This window comes from Ruegeria sp. CG11, assembly GCF_056537245.1.
In genome coordinates this window covers 28,981-43,945 of sequence record NZ_JBQFRE010000018.1, presented here as the reverse complement: position 1 = coordinate 43,945, position 14,965 = coordinate 28,981, and the positions used below count along the sequence as shown (strand labels likewise).

Here is a 14,965-nt window from a genome sequence, read left to right as displayed (position 1 = left end):
CGAAATTGATAAACAGTGCGCGAAAGTGCTGAGAGGGGAGCGGAATGGACCTTCGCGCCATTGCCATGGGGCTGACATTTGCGTTCATCTGGTCCTCGGCCTTTACCTCGGCCCGGATCATCGTCGCCGATGCGTCCCCGTTGTTTTCGCTGGCTGTTCGGTTTTTGATTTCTGGGCTGATTGGCGTGGCCATTGCACGCGCCATGGGTCAAAGCTGGAACCTGACACGGCCCCAGTGGCGGGCGACGATCCTGTTCGGAATTTGCCAGAATGCCCTTTATTTGGGTCTGAATTTCTATGCGATGCAAACGGTTGAGGCGTCGCTTGCCGCCATCATCGCCTCAACCATGCCGTTGCTGGTGGCTTTGGCGGGCTGGCTGTTTCTGGGCGAAAAGTTGCGTCCGCCAGCGGTGCTGGGCTTGTTTGCGGGTTTTGCCGGTGTAGCCCTGATCATGAGTACGCGGATCGGCGGCGGCGTTGACATGTTCGGCGTGGCCCTGTGCTGCATCGGGGCCCTGGCGCTGACCTTTGCCACGCTGTCCATTCGCGGAGCAACTTCGGGCGGCAATTTCATGATGGTGGTCGGGTTGCAGATGCTGGTGGGCTCGGCTGTTCTGTTTGTCGCGGCACCGCTGTTCGAAACAATCTACATCCATCCGACCGTGCCGCTGGTGCTGGCCTTCACCTACACGACCCTATTCCCTGGGCTTCTGGCGACGCTGATCTGGGTGCTACTTTTGGATCGAATCGGCGCCACCCGCGCGGCGACGTTCCATTTCCTCAACCCCGTCTTCGGCGTTACCATCGCTGCCATCCTGTTGGGCGAAAAACTGGGCCCGCTGGATGCGGTTGGGGTAGGGATCACGACACTCGGTATTCTGGCGGTTCAACTGGCGCGGCAGCCTGCTCAGGGCAGCAAGGCCTCGACCTGACGCAACAGCTTGGGCGCATCCGGCTTTGTATTCGCGCCATAGGTCGCAACCACCTCGCCATTGGGGTCCAGCAGGATCTTGTTGAAGTTCCACCGGGGCTCGAACCCGGTCTGCGCTGCCACCGCCTTGTAAAACGGATGCGCATTCGCACCTTTCACCGGGATGATATCGGTCATCGGCAGGGTCAGGCCATAGTTCATCTCGCAGAATTCCTTGACCTCATCGGCCGAGCCCAGTTCCTGATTGAACGAATCCGATGGCACGGCCAGAACCACAAGACCGCGATCCGAATACGCCTCATGTACCTTTTGCAGAGCCGCATATTGCCCGGTGAAGCCGCAGTGCGAGGCGGTGTTCACCACCAGAACCGGCTGCCCCCTCCAATCTTCGATCGTCAAGGTGCCGCCGTCGATCGACGCGAACTCCCCCGACAACGGAGCGGCTTGCACCGTGCGGCCGAACAGGATCAGGACCGTCAAAACAAACATTCTGAACATGATTTGGCCTCCTTTTGCTTACATTACGTATCAAACTCGGTTGCAGATCACCCGCACGAACGCGCGAGGCCGCTGAAATAGGGCTTTGATTTCCCCGCCCCTGCCCCCAGATTATGCCACAAGAAAAACGACCGGAGGAGCCATGACCCGTTATACCAAAGACCCCGAGGCCATCGCCGCCCTGTCCCCCGAAGAGTTCCACGTCACTCAGCGCAGCGGGACCGAGCGTCCGGGCACCGGCAAATATTTAGGCAACAAGGAACCGGGGATTTATGTGGACATCGTCTCGGGCGAGCCGCTGTTCGCCTCGACCCACAAATACGAATCCGGCTGCGGCTGGCCCAGTTTCACCAAACCGATCATCCATGAACATGTGGAAGAGTTTCACGACTCCACCCATGGTATGATCCGCACCGAGGTCCGCTCGAAACACGGCGACAGCCATCTGGGACATGTCTTCCCGGATGGTCCGCGCGAACATGGCGGGCTGCGCTATTGCATCAACTCTGCCGCGCTGCGGTTTATCCATCGCGACGAGATGGAGGCCGAAGGCTATGGCGAATACCTGATCCATGTGGAGGATATTCAATGACCGAAGAACGCGCCGTACTGGCCGGGGGCTGCTTCTGGGGGATGCAGGACCTGATCCGCAAACTGCCGGGCGTGTCGGGCACCCGCGTCGGCTATACCGGCGGTGACGTTCCCAACGCCACCTATCGCAACCACGGCACCCATGCCGAAGGGATCGAGATCTTTTTCGACCCCTCCAAAATCACCTATCGCGATCTGCTGGAGTTCTTCTTTCAGATTCACGATCCAACAACGCTGAACCGTCAGGGCAATGATCGCGGCATGAGCTACCGCTCGGCCATCTACTATGTGGATGACGCCCAGAAACAGGTAGCTGAGGATACGATTGCCGATGTGAACGCCAGCGGCATCTGGCCTGGCAAAGTGGTGACCGAACTGGAACCCGTCGGTGACTTCTGGGAGGCCGAGCCCGAGCATCAGGATTACCTCGAGCGCATTCCGAACGGCTACACGTGCCACTTCCCGCGCCCCGATTGGGTTCTGCCCAAACGCGACGCGGCTGAATAAGGGCGTGGCCCCTGCGGGGGCTACCCTGTCGCCACCCGCGGGCGGCCGCTGGCCTCGACGGTGACCGTGGCCTCGACAAACACGTCCTGCGCCTCAATCCTTGCGGTTCGGATATCCCGGTCAACCACGACCCGGATATCCTCGGCCCCGGCCTGACGCACGGCACCCTCGGCCTCGGCCCGTAGCACGGATTCCAGCAATTCCAGCGCCGCGCTGGATTCGTTGAAATCCTGCGGTCCGTCTTCAAGGTGCACCCTGAACCGGCCCTCGGACGGAGAAGTGACTGTGCCAGTTCTGCGCAGGGTCAGGCGGCCCACCACAGCACCGATGGCATTGGCCACGCCCGCATGTTCCGGCAGGATCATACGACAGCGCAGACGCTCACCCACCGCAGGGTAGTAACTGGGTGCCGATGCCCCGAGGCCAACCACATCGACGTTCAACATCGTATCCAGTGCCAACAGGCCGCGATGGCCGGACAGGCCCTTTTGCGTCAGAACATGCCGCGCCAATTCGGCGGAAGGCACACCAAACGCCTCGGCTTCTTCCGCAAAAGCAGTCTCTAACAAGGTCAATGTGGTTTGTTCGGTCAGTTGATCGACTATGATCTGTGCCAGCTCTTCCGGCGTCTTGGCCAATCTGTCACCGGTGCCAACCCGTTTGCGCGCGATCAGTTCCAGTGCCTTGTGGGCGGCATCCGCATCCCACGCGTCCAACCGACCCAGAACATGGCTGGCATCCGATGGCGTCACGCCCGAGACCTGAACGATTCCGCGATCAACCAAACGCGCCAGGGCCCCATTTTCCATTCGGGTTCGCAGGAGATCACTGAGCGGCAGGACCTTGTCACCCAGCCGCTCCAGCAGATCCTCTTCCCGCGCGCCCAACCCCTCGGCGTGAATGCCGGGAACACGGCGTGCAAAGCGGGTGTCATGCTCGCCTACCGTTGTCGCCCGCAGTTGCGTATCCAACACGGCATGAACAGCCTCGGGCGCCTCAGATGCGATCAGCGAAACGGGCAGCACCCGCCGCGGCCCCAGAAACACGCCGCCACCCAGCCCTTCGGTCATTACGTGCACCTGACTGTCGCCGCCCAGACCGTGGGTGCGCATCGCGACCGCCTCGACCATGGTGCGGAAGCCACCGACCTGCGCGCCAGCGGGATCAATCGCAGGCTTGCCGTCGCGGATCAGCGCCACATCGGTGGTCGTGCCTCCGATATCCGACACAAGGGCATTCTCGGTGCCCGTCAGCCAGCTTGCCCCGACAATCGAGGCCGCCGGGCCGCTGAGGATGGTTTCAATCGGCCGTTCACGCGCCTGCTCGGCGCTCATCAGGGCACCATCCCCACGCACGACCATCATCGGCGCAGTGATACCCAATTCCAGCAACCGGTCCTGCGCGCGCCCGATCAGCCGGTCGATCATCCCGATCAGACGGGCATTCAGCACCGCGGTCACTGCCCTCTTGGGTCCATTCAGCTTGGCTGACAAGTGATGCGAACATGTAACCGGAGCGCCCGTCTTTTCCGCAATGATCCGCGCCACCTCCAGCTCATGCGCCGGATTTCGTGTGGCGAACTGCGCCGCAATGGCAAAACCCGAAATGCCTTTGTGAGAGTCTAAAAACGCCTCAAGCGCCGCCACATCCAGCGGTGCAGCTTCGCCGCCGGCATGGGTGTGACCACCCCCGACAACCAGCGCCGGATCACCTTTCAACGCATCCCGCAGCCCGTGCTTGTCCAGATCGCCGTCCTTGAACCCGATATAGATCAGCGCGACGCGCCCGCCCTGCCCTTCGACCAGCGCATTTGTCGCCAAGGTGGTCGACAGCGACGCCATCGAAATCTGCTTCGGCGCCACCTGCGCCGCATCCAGAACCGCCTGAATCGCCTTGCCCACGCCAATCGCCAGATCTGCCCGCGTGGTCAGGGACTTTGCCGAGGCGATAACCTCACGCTCATCCCGGATCAGCACCGCATCCGTGTAGGTTCCGCCCGTATCCACCCCCAAAGCCAACGCCATCGGGTTCTCCTTCCTGTTCGCTGCGGATGGGTTTAGCGGTTTGGACCGACACGTCCAGCCTGTTTGCGGCACTTATGGCAATCGTTGCACCGCCCAGCGCGCGGCGTCAGCAACAGTGGGGTCCGGATCATCCGTCAAACCCTGCGCGACGGGCCGGAGCTCGGCCCTTCCCGAGTTTCCGATGGCATAGAGCACATTGCGCACAAACCGATCCCGCCCGATGCGTTTGACCGGCGATCCTGAAAACTTCGCGCGAAACGCCGCATCATCCAGCACGGCCAGTTCTACCAGAGCAGGTGCTTTCAGATCATCCCGGGCGGCATAGCGTAAATCACTGGCCGCAACCGCAAACTTGTTCCACGGGCAAGCCGCCAAACAATCGTCGCAGCCGTATATCCGGTTGCCGAGCTTACCACGCAACTCTTCGTCCACCGGGCCTTTGTGCTCGATGGTCAGATAGGAAATGCAGCGCGTTGCATCCAACTGGTAAGGGGCCGGAAAGGCATCGGTCGGACAGGCATCCAGACAGGCCCGGCACGAACCGCAATGGTCCACCTCGGCCATGTCTGATGGCAAATCCAAAGTGGTGAAAACAGACCCTATAAAGGCCCAATTCCCCCAATCCCGGCTGACCAGATTGGTGTGTTTTCCCTGCCAACCCAGCCCGGCAGCATAGCCCAACGCCTTTTCTGGCACAGGAGCCGTATCGACAAAGACCTTCACCTCGCCGCCCGCCTCGGCGATCAGCCAGCGTGCCAGCCGCTTCAGCCGTTTCTTGACCAGATCATGGTAATCCTTGTTCTGCGCATAAACCGAGATCGCCGCCTTGTCCGGGTGATCCAGCACCTCGGTCGGGTCATGGTCCGGAGTGTAGCTTTCGGCCAGCATGATCACCGACCGTGCTTCGGGCCAGAGGGCCGCCGGATCACCGCGCCAATGGGTCCGCTCGGCCATCCAGCCCATCTGACCGTGATATCCGGCCTGCAGAAACGCCTCTAACCGGGCCGGAACTTCTGGCACATCCCATGGCCGACACACACGACAGGACACAAACCCTTCGCTCAGCGCCTGCGCCACCAACTTGTCCTTCAAACCCGGTCCGCTCTTCATCTGGCTATAATATCCTCGGGGGAATCGCGCAGTTGCGCGATGGTGTCAGACAGCCCCCCTCTACCCTATCAAAAATCAAGATCCGCGTAATGCAGCGGCGGCCGGAACCCCGGCACCTGATCCGCCAGAATCGATCGAAACGCTGGCCGCGACTTGATCTTGGCGTACCAATCCTTGACCGCCTGAGACCGGTTCCAATCCACATCCGAGATATAGTCCAGCGCTGACAGGTGCGCCGCAGCGGCGAAATCCGCCAAGGTCATCTGATCGCCCGCCAGCCAGCGCCGATGATCCAGCAACCAGGCCATGTAATCCAGATGGTATTTGATCGCCCGCGCACCTTCCTTGACGTTCTTGCTGTCCGGATAGCCCTCGCCGGTGACCTTCTTGTTCACCCGCTCATACAACAGTTTCGAGGTCACCTCGTGATGAAACTTGTCATCGAACCACCCCACCAGACGCCGCACTTCGTAGCGGGCCTCGGGCGTTTTCGGCATTAGCGGGGGTTCAGGGCGCGTCTCTTCGATATATTCGCAAATGGCGGCGCTTTCCGACATCACACGCCCGTCCAGACGCAGAACCGGCACTTTACCGGCGGGGTTGCGGCGCAGGAAATCCGGGTCTTTCTCCCAGTATCGTTCCTCGACCAGCTCAACCTCGATCTTCTTTTCCGCCAGGGACAGGCGGACTTTGCGGCAATACGGGGACAGGGGAACGTGAAACAGACGCGCCATGGGCTTCCAATCGAACCAGTGAATACCCCATCAGCTTTAGCCTTGAGGGGTGATGAGTTTCAATCCTCGAAACAATCCGCGCGACCATCTGCGCGGATGGTGGCCGCCCCGTCCAGGATCGACGCAGCCCGCCGGCGTGTGCGCACCGAGGGGTCAGTGACCGACCGATTGCGGGGCGAGGGCAGGATCGCCGCGATCCGCGCGGCCTGCACCGGGCTCAACCGGGACGCCGGTACGCTGAAATTGCGCTGAGCAGCGGCCTCAACCCCGAACACGCCCTGCCCGGTTTCGGCGACGTTCAGATAGACCTCGAGAATGCGCTGCTTGCTCCAGAAAATCTCGACAACCGGTGTGATCGAGGTTTCCAGCGCCTTGCGTACCCAGCTTCGGCCCTGCCACAGGAACACGTTCTTCACCACCTGCTGTGTGATGGTCGACGCTCCGCGCGTTCCGCCGTTTTCCAGCGCATCACGGATCGCTTCGACGTCAAAACCCCAATGCAGGCAGAAATTGGCATCCTCGGCCGCCACGACCGAACGCGCCATAACGGGAGATATCTCTTCGATCGGAACCCAATCCCGCTCGACTTTGCCCAATCGGCGCCATTCGGACCAGATCGTATGGGTTACTGGCGGGTTCACCACAGAATAGAGCGCCACCAGCCCGACTACAAAGGCAACCGCTCCCAACACAACCCGAGTCACCCAACGGCGAATCCGCAATGTGGTTGGTTTCTTTGCTTTTGACGCCTTGCTTTTCTTACTGCTCGATTTGCGCGCTGCTTTTTGTGCCATGTGCTTGCTATACGACGCGGCGCTTGGGTTTGAAACGGTTTAAATCGCCAGCGCGCGCGCCTCACGCGGGCGGATGACCGGGCGCGCGGTTTCCGGCATCACCGAATTGCGGTCACGCAGTTCCGGGAACAGGCGCAGCACTTCGACCTGTGTGTCACGGTCTGACTGGGTCACCGCGTGTCCCGGATAATAGCTTTCGCTTTTCGCCCCATTTGCAATGACGATCTCATGCCGCGAGAACAGCAGGTGGATATATTCGATCTCATCGCTTTCGACACGAGTTACCGTGTCGTCATTGACCAGACAATGCGCGGCGATCAGCACTTCGGATTGGCCAAAGTGGTAGGGCGCGCGCCAATCCGCGACCAGCATCCGGTGCTGTGGTGAAACCGTAAGGGGGCGATCCAGACCCAAAACCCCGGCCTCGAACCGGATTGGCGCCAGTTTGCCGTGCGCCTCGACACGGGTTTTGCCAACCCACAGCAAAGGCTGCGCACCGTGATCAACAGTGGTGATCATGTCCCCTGGCTGCAGGTCTTCGACTCGGCGCTGCCCGTCAGGCGTTTCGATCATGGTGCCGGGTGTGAAACAAGGCGGGCCTAATGAGTCAACGTCCAGCGGCCCCTGCGTGTTTACGAAAGTGGTCGAAACCAAAGTACCTTCTTGCAACACCTTACCATCAGTCGGGGTGAAAACCCGCGTTCCATCCGCAAGGTAAAAAGTCGTACCGATATAGGTTATTTCTCCCTCGCCCGGCACATTGATCGTCACCGTGTCCCCAGGCCACGACCGGACCACATCCACACCATTGACAGTATCGTTGTTGAACCGATCGATATCACCATCGTCGTTCTGATCCACCAGATCATATTGCTGCACCGTCAGCGTTGTTCCCGCTGCAGGCGGGTTCGCAGGGTCCATGTCAAAGAATTGGTCTGTATAGGTCGTTGGCATGTGTCTGCTCCTGCCTACTCGTCACGTTGGACAGCAGTGTCCCTGCAAATCCCGAAGAAACTATGTCCATAGCTAGGCGCGAACGGCGCAAAAACGCAATAAACTTGGTTAAATTGTCCGAAATCGAAAAAACCCGCGTGTTTCAGGTGACACGCGGGTTTCTGTGTTCAGGGCTTTGTTGGCCGTTTATTCAGCCGGAACCGCTTCGGCCTCGTTGGCCAGAGGATGGCTGAGCTTGTTCAGCATCTCTTTCGGGCAGACCTGCAGGAAGTTGGCTTTTTCAACATCCCAATGCTGCAGGATGTCGGCGGCCTTACGGCTGAAGGTTTCGGCCTGATGGGTTTCGATTAGCGTTTTCAGCTGCTCTTCCCAATGGTCGACGGTCACCGGGCAGGTCACCAGCGTTTCCATGTTCATCAGCTTTTCGGCCTTGCCTTCGGGGTCGTACAGATAAGCCATACCGCCCGTCATGCCCGCACCAAAGTTGGCACCGATATCACCCAGGATCACCGCAACACCGCCGGTCATGTATTCACACCCATTCGAGCCACAGCCCTCGATCACCACCGTGGCGCCCGAGTTCCGCACCGCGAACCGCTCACCGGCGCGGCCGGCGGCGAACAGGTACCCATCGGTGGCACCGTACAGGACGGTATTGCCGATGATGGTGTTGTCATCCGCCTTCAACGGGCTGACCTGCGGCGGGCGCACGACGATCATGCCGCCCGACAGACCCTTGCCAACATAGTCGTTGGCATCACCCGAAACTTCCAGTTTCAGACCCGGCGCGGCAAAGGCCCCCAGCGACTGGCCGGCCGAGCCCTGCAGCTTCACATGCAGGTGGTCGGACTGGAACGTGTTCCGCATCCCGAAATTCTGCACGATATGGCTGGAAACGCGGGTGCCCACGGTCCGGTGCGTGTTCTGCACCGCGTAGGACAGCTGCATCTTTTCACCATCCTTCAGGAACCGCGCTGCATCGCGAACAATTTCGGCGTCCAGAGTATCCGGCACCACATTGCGATCCTTGTCACGGTTATAGACGATGTCCTGAGCGCCATCGACGGTGATCAGCAGCGGGTTCAGGTCCAGATCGTCCAGATGTGCCGAACCACGGCTGACCTGCGCCAGCAGATCGGCACGACCGATGATTTCGTCAATCGAGCGTGCACCCAGGCTGGCCAGCAGCTCGCGTACTTCCTGCGCATAAAAAGTGATCAGGTTGACGACCTTGTCCGCGCTGCCGCTGAACTTGGCGCGCAGGTCTTCGTCCTGCGTACACACGCCAACGGGGCAGGTGTTCGACTGGCACTGGCGCACCATGATACAGCCCATCGCGATCAGGGCGGCGGTGCCGATACCGTATTCCTCGGCCCCCATCATCGCGGCCATGACAATGTCACGACCGGTGCGCAGGCCACCATCGGTCCGCAGGGTCACACGATCCCGCAGGTTGTTCATCGCCAGAACCTGATGCGCCTCGGTCAAGCCCATCTCCCACGGAAGACCTGCATATTTGATCGAGGTCGCGGGCGACGCGCCCGTACCGCCATTGTGGCCCGAAATCAGGATGATATCCGCCTTGGCCTTGGCCACACCGGCAGCAATTGTGCCAACGCCCGAGGACGCCACAAGCTTGACCGTCACTTTGCAGCGCGGGTTGATCTGTTTCAGGTCATAGATCAGCTGAGCCAGATCCTCGATCGAATAGATATCGTGGTGCGGCGGTGGCGAAATCAGGGTCACGCCCTTGGTCGAGTGTCGCAGACGCGCGATCAGGTCGGTGACCTTCATGCCCGGCAACTGACCACCCTCACCGGGTTTCGCACCCTGGGCCACCTTGATCTCCAGCTCTTCGCACTGATTCAGGTATTCGGCGGTCACGCCGAACCGGCCTGAGGCCACCTGCTTGATCTTGGCCGACGGGTTGTCGCCATTGGGCTCCGGCACGAAATGCGCCGGATCTTCACCACCTTCACCCGAGTCGGATTTTGCACCGATCCGGTTCATCGCCACGTTCAGCGTCTTATGCGCCTCGGGTGACAGCGCGCCCAGCGACATGCCTGGCGTGACAAAGCGTTTGCGGATCGAGGTGATCGATTCGACCTCTTCAATCGGCACCGGCTTGCCCAGCGGTTTGAAGTCCATCAGGTCGCGCAGGTGGATCGGCGGGTTCGACTGCATCTTGGCCGAATACTGCTTCCACAGCTCATAGGAGGCGCGGTTACAGGCCATCTGCATCATGTGCATCGAGGTTGCTTCCCACGCGTGGGTCTCACCCGATTTCCGCGCTTTGTAGAAGCCACCGATGGGCAGCACATCCAGACCGCTGGTCCAGGCCTTGGCGTGGATTTCCTCGGCCTTGGTCTGAATACCGGTGACACCGATACCGGAAATCCGGCTGGTCATGCCCGGGAAGTATTCAGCCACCATTGCGCGGCTGAGGCCCACGGCCTCAAAGTTCAGACCGCCGCGATAGGACGAAATCACCGAGATGCCCATCTTGGCCATGATCTTCAAAAGACCCTGGTCAATGGCTTCACGGAAACGGGCCACGTTTTCGGTCAGGGTACCGTCCAGCAGGCCGCGATCAATGCGGTCGGCCAGCGAATCTTCGGCCAGATAGGCGTTCACAACGGTGGCACCACAGCCGATCAGCACAGCAAAGTAATGCGGGTCAACGCATTCCGCCGAGCGCACGTTCAAGGAGCAGAAGGTCCGCAGCCCCTGACGGGTCAGGTGTGAATGAACCGCACTGGTCGCCAGAATCATCGGCATCGCCACGCGGCCCTCGCCCGAGTTCATGTCGGACAGCACCAGATGCCCCGCGCCCGAGCGCACGGCCTCTTCTGCTTCGGCTCTAACGCGGGCCAAAGCGGCGCTCAGTGCACCCCGGCCGGGTTCAAAGCTACAGTCGATCTCGGCCAGCGGAGAGTTAAAGTTCTCGGCCAGCTTGTCCCACTGTGCGTTGCCGACAAAGGGACTTTCCAGCACGATGATCTCGGTCTGGCTGCTGTCTTCGTCCAGCACGTTCTTGAGGTTGCCGAACCGCGTTTTCAGCGACATCACGCGGTATTCGCGCAAGCTGTCGATCGGCGGGTTGGTCACCTGGCTGAAGTTCTGGCGGAAGAAATGGCTCAGCGGGCGGTATTGCTTGGACAAAACCGCCGACGGGGTATCATCGCCCATCGAAGCAATCGATTCCTTGCCGTCCTCGGCCATCGGCGCGAGGATCTGTTCCAGTTCCTCAATCGAATAGCCCGCCGCGATCTGACGCTTGCGCAGCTCTTCACCCGAGAAGATCGGCGCCTCGACCAATTCGCCCAGCGTGTCATCCAGATCGTTGATCTTGCCGACCCACTCGCCGAACGGCAGCGCGCGTGCCAGCTTGTCCTTGATCTGGGTGTCGCGGTAGAGCTTGCCACGCTTCATGTCCACGGCCAGCATCTGACCCGGACCCAGCGCGCCTTTTTCCGTCACCGATGCCTCATCAATAGGCACCATGCCAGCCTCGGACCCTGCGATGACCAGACCATCGCCAGTCACCACATAGCGCATCGGACGCAGACCGTTCCGGTCCAGACCGGCGCAAACCCAGCGGCCATCGGTCATGGCCAGCGCGGCGGGGCCGTCCCACGGCTCCATTACCGAGTTACAGTAGGAATACATGTCACGCCACGCCTGCGGCAGTTCAACCGCCTGCTTGGACCAGCTTTCCGGCACCAGCATGGTTTTCGCCATGGGGGCCGAGCGGCCCGCACGCACCAGAACCTCGAATACCGAGTCCAATGCGGCCGAGTCCGACGAACCACCGGCGATGATCGGCTTGATGTCATCGGCATAGTCGCCAAAGGTCGAGGACGCCATGCGGATCTCATGGCTCTTCATCCAGTTGATGTTGCCCTTCAGCGTGTTGATCTCACCATTGTGGGCCAACATGCGGAACGGCTGTGCCAGCCACCATTGCGGGAAGGTGTTGGTCGAATAGCGCTGGTGATAGATCGCAAACGCCGATTCAAAGCGTTCGTCCATCAGGTCCGGGTAGAAGACGGCGACCTGCTCGGCCAGCATCATACCCTTGTAGATGATCGAGCGGCAGGACAGCGACGCCAGATACAGGCCCGAAATACCCGCAGCATTGGCGGCCTTTTCGATGCGACGGCGGATGACATACAGCTCGCGCTCGAACGTTTCTTCATCCACGCCCTTGGAATTCGAGATCAGAATCTGCTCGATCTCGGGACGGGTCGCGTTTGCCTTTTCGCCCAGGCAGGTGACATCGACCGGCACATGGCGCCAGCCATAGATGTAATAGCCCATGCGCAGAACTTCGGTTTCCACGATGGTACGGCAGCTTTCCTGTGCACCAAAATCGGTGCGAGGCAGGAAGACCTGACCAACCGCGATCAGCTCATCCATATTGGGCTCGTGGCCGGTGCGGCGGATCTGATCATAGAAGAAGGGGACCGGGATCTGCACGTGGATACCCGCGCCGTCACCAGTTTTACCGTCAGCGTCCACAGCACCGCGGTGCCAGATCGCTTTGAGCGCATCGATCCCGGCATCCACAACCTTGCGCGACGGCTTGCCGTCAACGGATACAACAAGGCCCACACCGCAGGAAGAATGCTCTTCTTCCTCGGAATAGAGACCGTTTTCCGCCATCCATTTGCGCTTGGCTTCCTCGGCCCGCACCCAATCGGCATCATATTTGGTCATTGGCTGTCTCCTTCTTCCGGCTGGGCAAACATGGCTTCGACCTCGGATTTGGTCATCTGCTTGCGTTCGCCTGCGAACGCGTACCCGTCGGGCTTTTTGTCGATAAAAAGTTCCAGTTGCAGCGGGTTTCCTGTGTCTTCGAACAGGCCCGCTGCCATTTCAGTGTGTCCGTGCATCTCGCCCGGTGCGGTGACCCGGTACCAAAGGGCCGAGCCGCATTCGGCGCAGAAGGCACGCTCAGCCCATTCGGACGAGGTGAAGGTCTTAACCGGGCCCAAAGCGGCATAGCCGGGCTCGGCCTGAAACGTCACCAGCATCGAGCTGGTCCAGCGACGGCATTGGTCGCAATGGCATGCGCCCAGCGAGTCCTTCGCTGGGGTTGCGGTCACGGTGACCGCGCCACACATGCATTGGCCTTGCAATTCGGGCATTCGAACCCTCCTGTCGCTGGGCGTTGGGTTACTCGGCTGCGATGGCAGCCTTGGCATTGAACCGGTCGATGATCGCATCGGCGCAATCACGGCCGTCACGGATCGCCCAGACCACCAGCGAGGCACCGCGTACGATGTCGCCGATGGCATAGACGCCGTCCATCTCGGTCTCACCGGTCTGGAACGCCGCCTTGACGGTGCCCCAACGGGTCACGGGCAGGTCGGGCTGGCCGAACAGGGTGGGCAGGTCTTCGGGCTCGAAACCCAGCGCCTTGATCACCAGATCGGCCTCTTCAACGTAATCCGCACCTTCGATCACTTCGGGTGCCTGACGGCCAGACGCATCGGGCTGACCCAGACGCATCTTCTGCACCATCACGCCCGAGACTTTGTCGTCGCCGGTAAAGCCTTTGGGCGCGCTGAGCCATTCGAAAATCACGCCTTCTTCCTCGGCGTTCTGAGTCTCACGCTGCGAACCCGGCATGTTGGCGCGGTCGCGGCGATACAGGCATTTGACCGAGGTCGCACCCTGACGGATCGAGGTGCGCACGCAGTCCATCGCGGTGTCACCGCCGCCGATCACGACAACCTTCTTGCCGTCGGCATTCAGGCGGCCATTGTCGAAATCTTCAACGGCATCACCAAAGCTTTTGCGGTTCGAGGCAGTTAGGAAGTCGATCGCCTTTTCAATGCCATTCAGACCGCTGCCCGGCATCGACAGGTCACGCGACTTGTAGACACCGGTTGCGATGATCACGGCGTCATGCTTGGCGCGGATTTCTGCAAACTTTTCGGCGTCTACGTCGCAGTTCAGAACGAATTCAACCCCGCCATCGGCCAGCAGGTCATTGCGGCGCTGAACGATGTCCTTTTCCAGCTTGAAGCCCGGGATACCGTACATCAGCAGACCACCAGCACGGTCATAGCGGTCATAGACAGTAACCTGAATACCGGCGCGTCGCAGCATGTCCGCCGCGGACAGACCACCGGGGCCACCGCCGATGATACCGACGCTTTCGCTGCGCTCGGCACCCGGAGCGACCGGTTTCACCCAGCCTTTGTCCCAGGCGGTATCGGTGATGTACTTCTCGATGGTGCCAATGGTGACGGTGCCGTGGCCGGACTGTTCGATCACGCAATTGCCTTCGCACAGGCGGTCCTGCGGGCAGATGCGGCCGCAAATCTCGGGGAAGGTGTTGGTGGCCTGGCTGGTCGCATAGGCCTCTTCCAGACGTCCGGTTGCGGTCAGGCGCAGCCAGTCAGGGATGTTATTGTGAAGTGGGCAATGGGACTGACAATAAGGCACACCGCACTGGCTGCAGCGGCTGGCCTGTTCTTCTGCTTTGGCCGACGCGTACTCAGCGTAAATTTCGTCAAAGTCTTCTTTGCGCACATCGGCGGCACGCTTTTCCGGCATGACACGGTCGATCTGCACAAATTTCAGCATCGGTTGCTTGGCCACGGGTCAGACTCCATGAATTGGCTTGGTCGAGCCTCTTTAAGAGATAGAGTTCCGGATGAAAAGTCAACTGTGCTGACCTAAATTGGAAAAATTTTGACCGGGACGCAAAATCTGTGAAAAATAATCAGTTTTTTAGTTCCGAATCGGACCTATTTACGCGCTTTCCTTTTCGGCACCACACTTATACCCATTGCGCGCAAAGAACACGTG

Annotated in this window: 12 protein-coding genes; 3 read left to right on the top strand and 9 right to left on the bottom strand. The window is 60.2% G+C overall.

Features of this window, described 5'->3' with window-relative positions:
* The first annotated feature begins 44 nt into the window (after positions 1–44).
* The gene (locus ACR0KW_RS20845) at positions 45–932 is read left to right on the top strand and encodes a DMT family transporter (RefSeq protein WP_480806712.1); all 888 of its coding nucleotides are present in this window, start codon (positions 45–47) and stop codon (positions 930–932) included.
* On the opposite strand, the gene ACR0KW_RS20840 is transcribed toward ACR0KW_RS20845, so the two are convergent.
* Complete coding sequence (locus ACR0KW_RS20840; RefSeq protein WP_480806711.1) at positions 908–1,429, bottom strand: glutathione peroxidase; 522 nt, start codon at positions 1,427–1,429, stop codon at positions 908–910. The two genes, ACR0KW_RS20845 and ACR0KW_RS20840, sit on opposite strands and share 25 nt — an antisense overlap.
* 142 nt (positions 1,430–1,571) lie before the next feature.
* Here ACR0KW_RS20840 and msrB point away from each other — a divergent pair, with 142 nt between their 5' ends.
* Positions 1,572–2,021: a peptide-methionine (R)-S-oxide reductase MsrB gene (gene msrB / locus ACR0KW_RS20835; RefSeq protein ID WP_170326041.1), complete on the top strand. Its 450-nt coding sequence runs from the start codon at positions 1,572–1,574 to the stop codon at positions 2,019–2,021.
* A complete protein-coding gene (gene msrA, locus ACR0KW_RS20830; protein ID WP_480806710.1) occupies positions 2,018–2,527 on the top strand; it encodes a peptide-methionine (S)-S-oxide reductase MsrA in 510 nt (169 codons plus the stop codon). The genes msrB and msrA overlap by 4 nt, the downstream gene beginning before the upstream one ends.
* A 20-nt stretch (positions 2,528–2,547) precedes the next feature.
* On the opposite strand, the gene ACR0KW_RS20825 is transcribed toward msrA, so the two are convergent.
* The 8 genes from ACR0KW_RS20825 to ACR0KW_RS20790 all read right to left on the bottom strand — a co-directional run bounded on the left by ACR0KW_RS20825 (position 2,548) and on the right by ACR0KW_RS20790 (position 14,755).
* The gene (locus tag ACR0KW_RS20825) at positions 2,548–4,551 is read right to left on the bottom strand and encodes a hydantoinase/oxoprolinase N-terminal domain-containing protein (protein ID WP_480806709.1); all 2,004 of its coding nucleotides are present in this window, start codon (positions 4,549–4,551) and stop codon (positions 2,548–2,550) included.
* A gap of 72 nt (positions 4,552–4,623) precedes the next feature.
* A complete protein-coding gene (queG, locus tag ACR0KW_RS20820; RefSeq protein ID WP_480806708.1) occupies positions 4,624–5,661 on the bottom strand; it encodes a tRNA epoxyqueuosine(34) reductase QueG in 1,038 nt (345 codons plus the stop codon).
* A gap of 68 nt (positions 5,662–5,729) precedes the next feature.
* Positions 5,730–6,395, bottom strand: a complete 666-nt coding sequence (gene fzlA, locus ACR0KW_RS20815; protein ID WP_170404562.1) for an FtsZ-binding protein FzlA — start codon at positions 6,393–6,395, stop codon at positions 5,730–5,732.
* Positions 6,396–6,454: 59 nt separating this feature from the next.
* On the bottom strand, positions 6,455–7,189 hold the full coding sequence (gene mtgA / locus ACR0KW_RS20810) for a monofunctional biosynthetic peptidoglycan transglycosylase (RefSeq protein WP_480806707.1): 735 nt from the start codon (positions 7,187–7,189) through the stop codon (positions 6,455–6,457).
* A gap of 39 nt (positions 7,190–7,228) precedes the next feature.
* The gene (locus ACR0KW_RS20805; protein ID WP_480806706.1) at positions 7,229–8,143 is read right to left on the bottom strand and encodes a Hint domain-containing protein; all 915 of its coding nucleotides are present in this window, start codon (positions 8,141–8,143) and stop codon (positions 7,229–7,231) included.
* 186 nt (positions 8,144–8,329) lie between these two features.
* Positions 8,330–12,862 (bottom strand): glutamate synthase large subunit, encoded by a 4,533-nt coding sequence (gltB, locus tag ACR0KW_RS20800; RefSeq protein WP_480806705.1) that lies wholly within the window; start codon positions 12,860–12,862, stop codon positions 8,330–8,332.
* Positions 12,859–13,293: a GFA family protein gene (locus ACR0KW_RS20795; RefSeq protein WP_480806704.1), complete on the bottom strand. Its 435-nt coding sequence runs from the start codon at positions 13,291–13,293 to the stop codon at positions 12,859–12,861. Before ACR0KW_RS20795 ends, gltB begins: the two co-directional genes overlap by 4 nt.
* Positions 13,294–13,321: 28 nt before the next feature.
* Entirely contained in the window at positions 13,322–14,755 is a 1,434-nt protein-coding gene (locus ACR0KW_RS20790; RefSeq protein ID WP_480806703.1) for an NAD(P)-dependent oxidoreductase, read from the bottom strand.
* Positions 14,756–14,965: the final 210 nt, after the last annotated feature.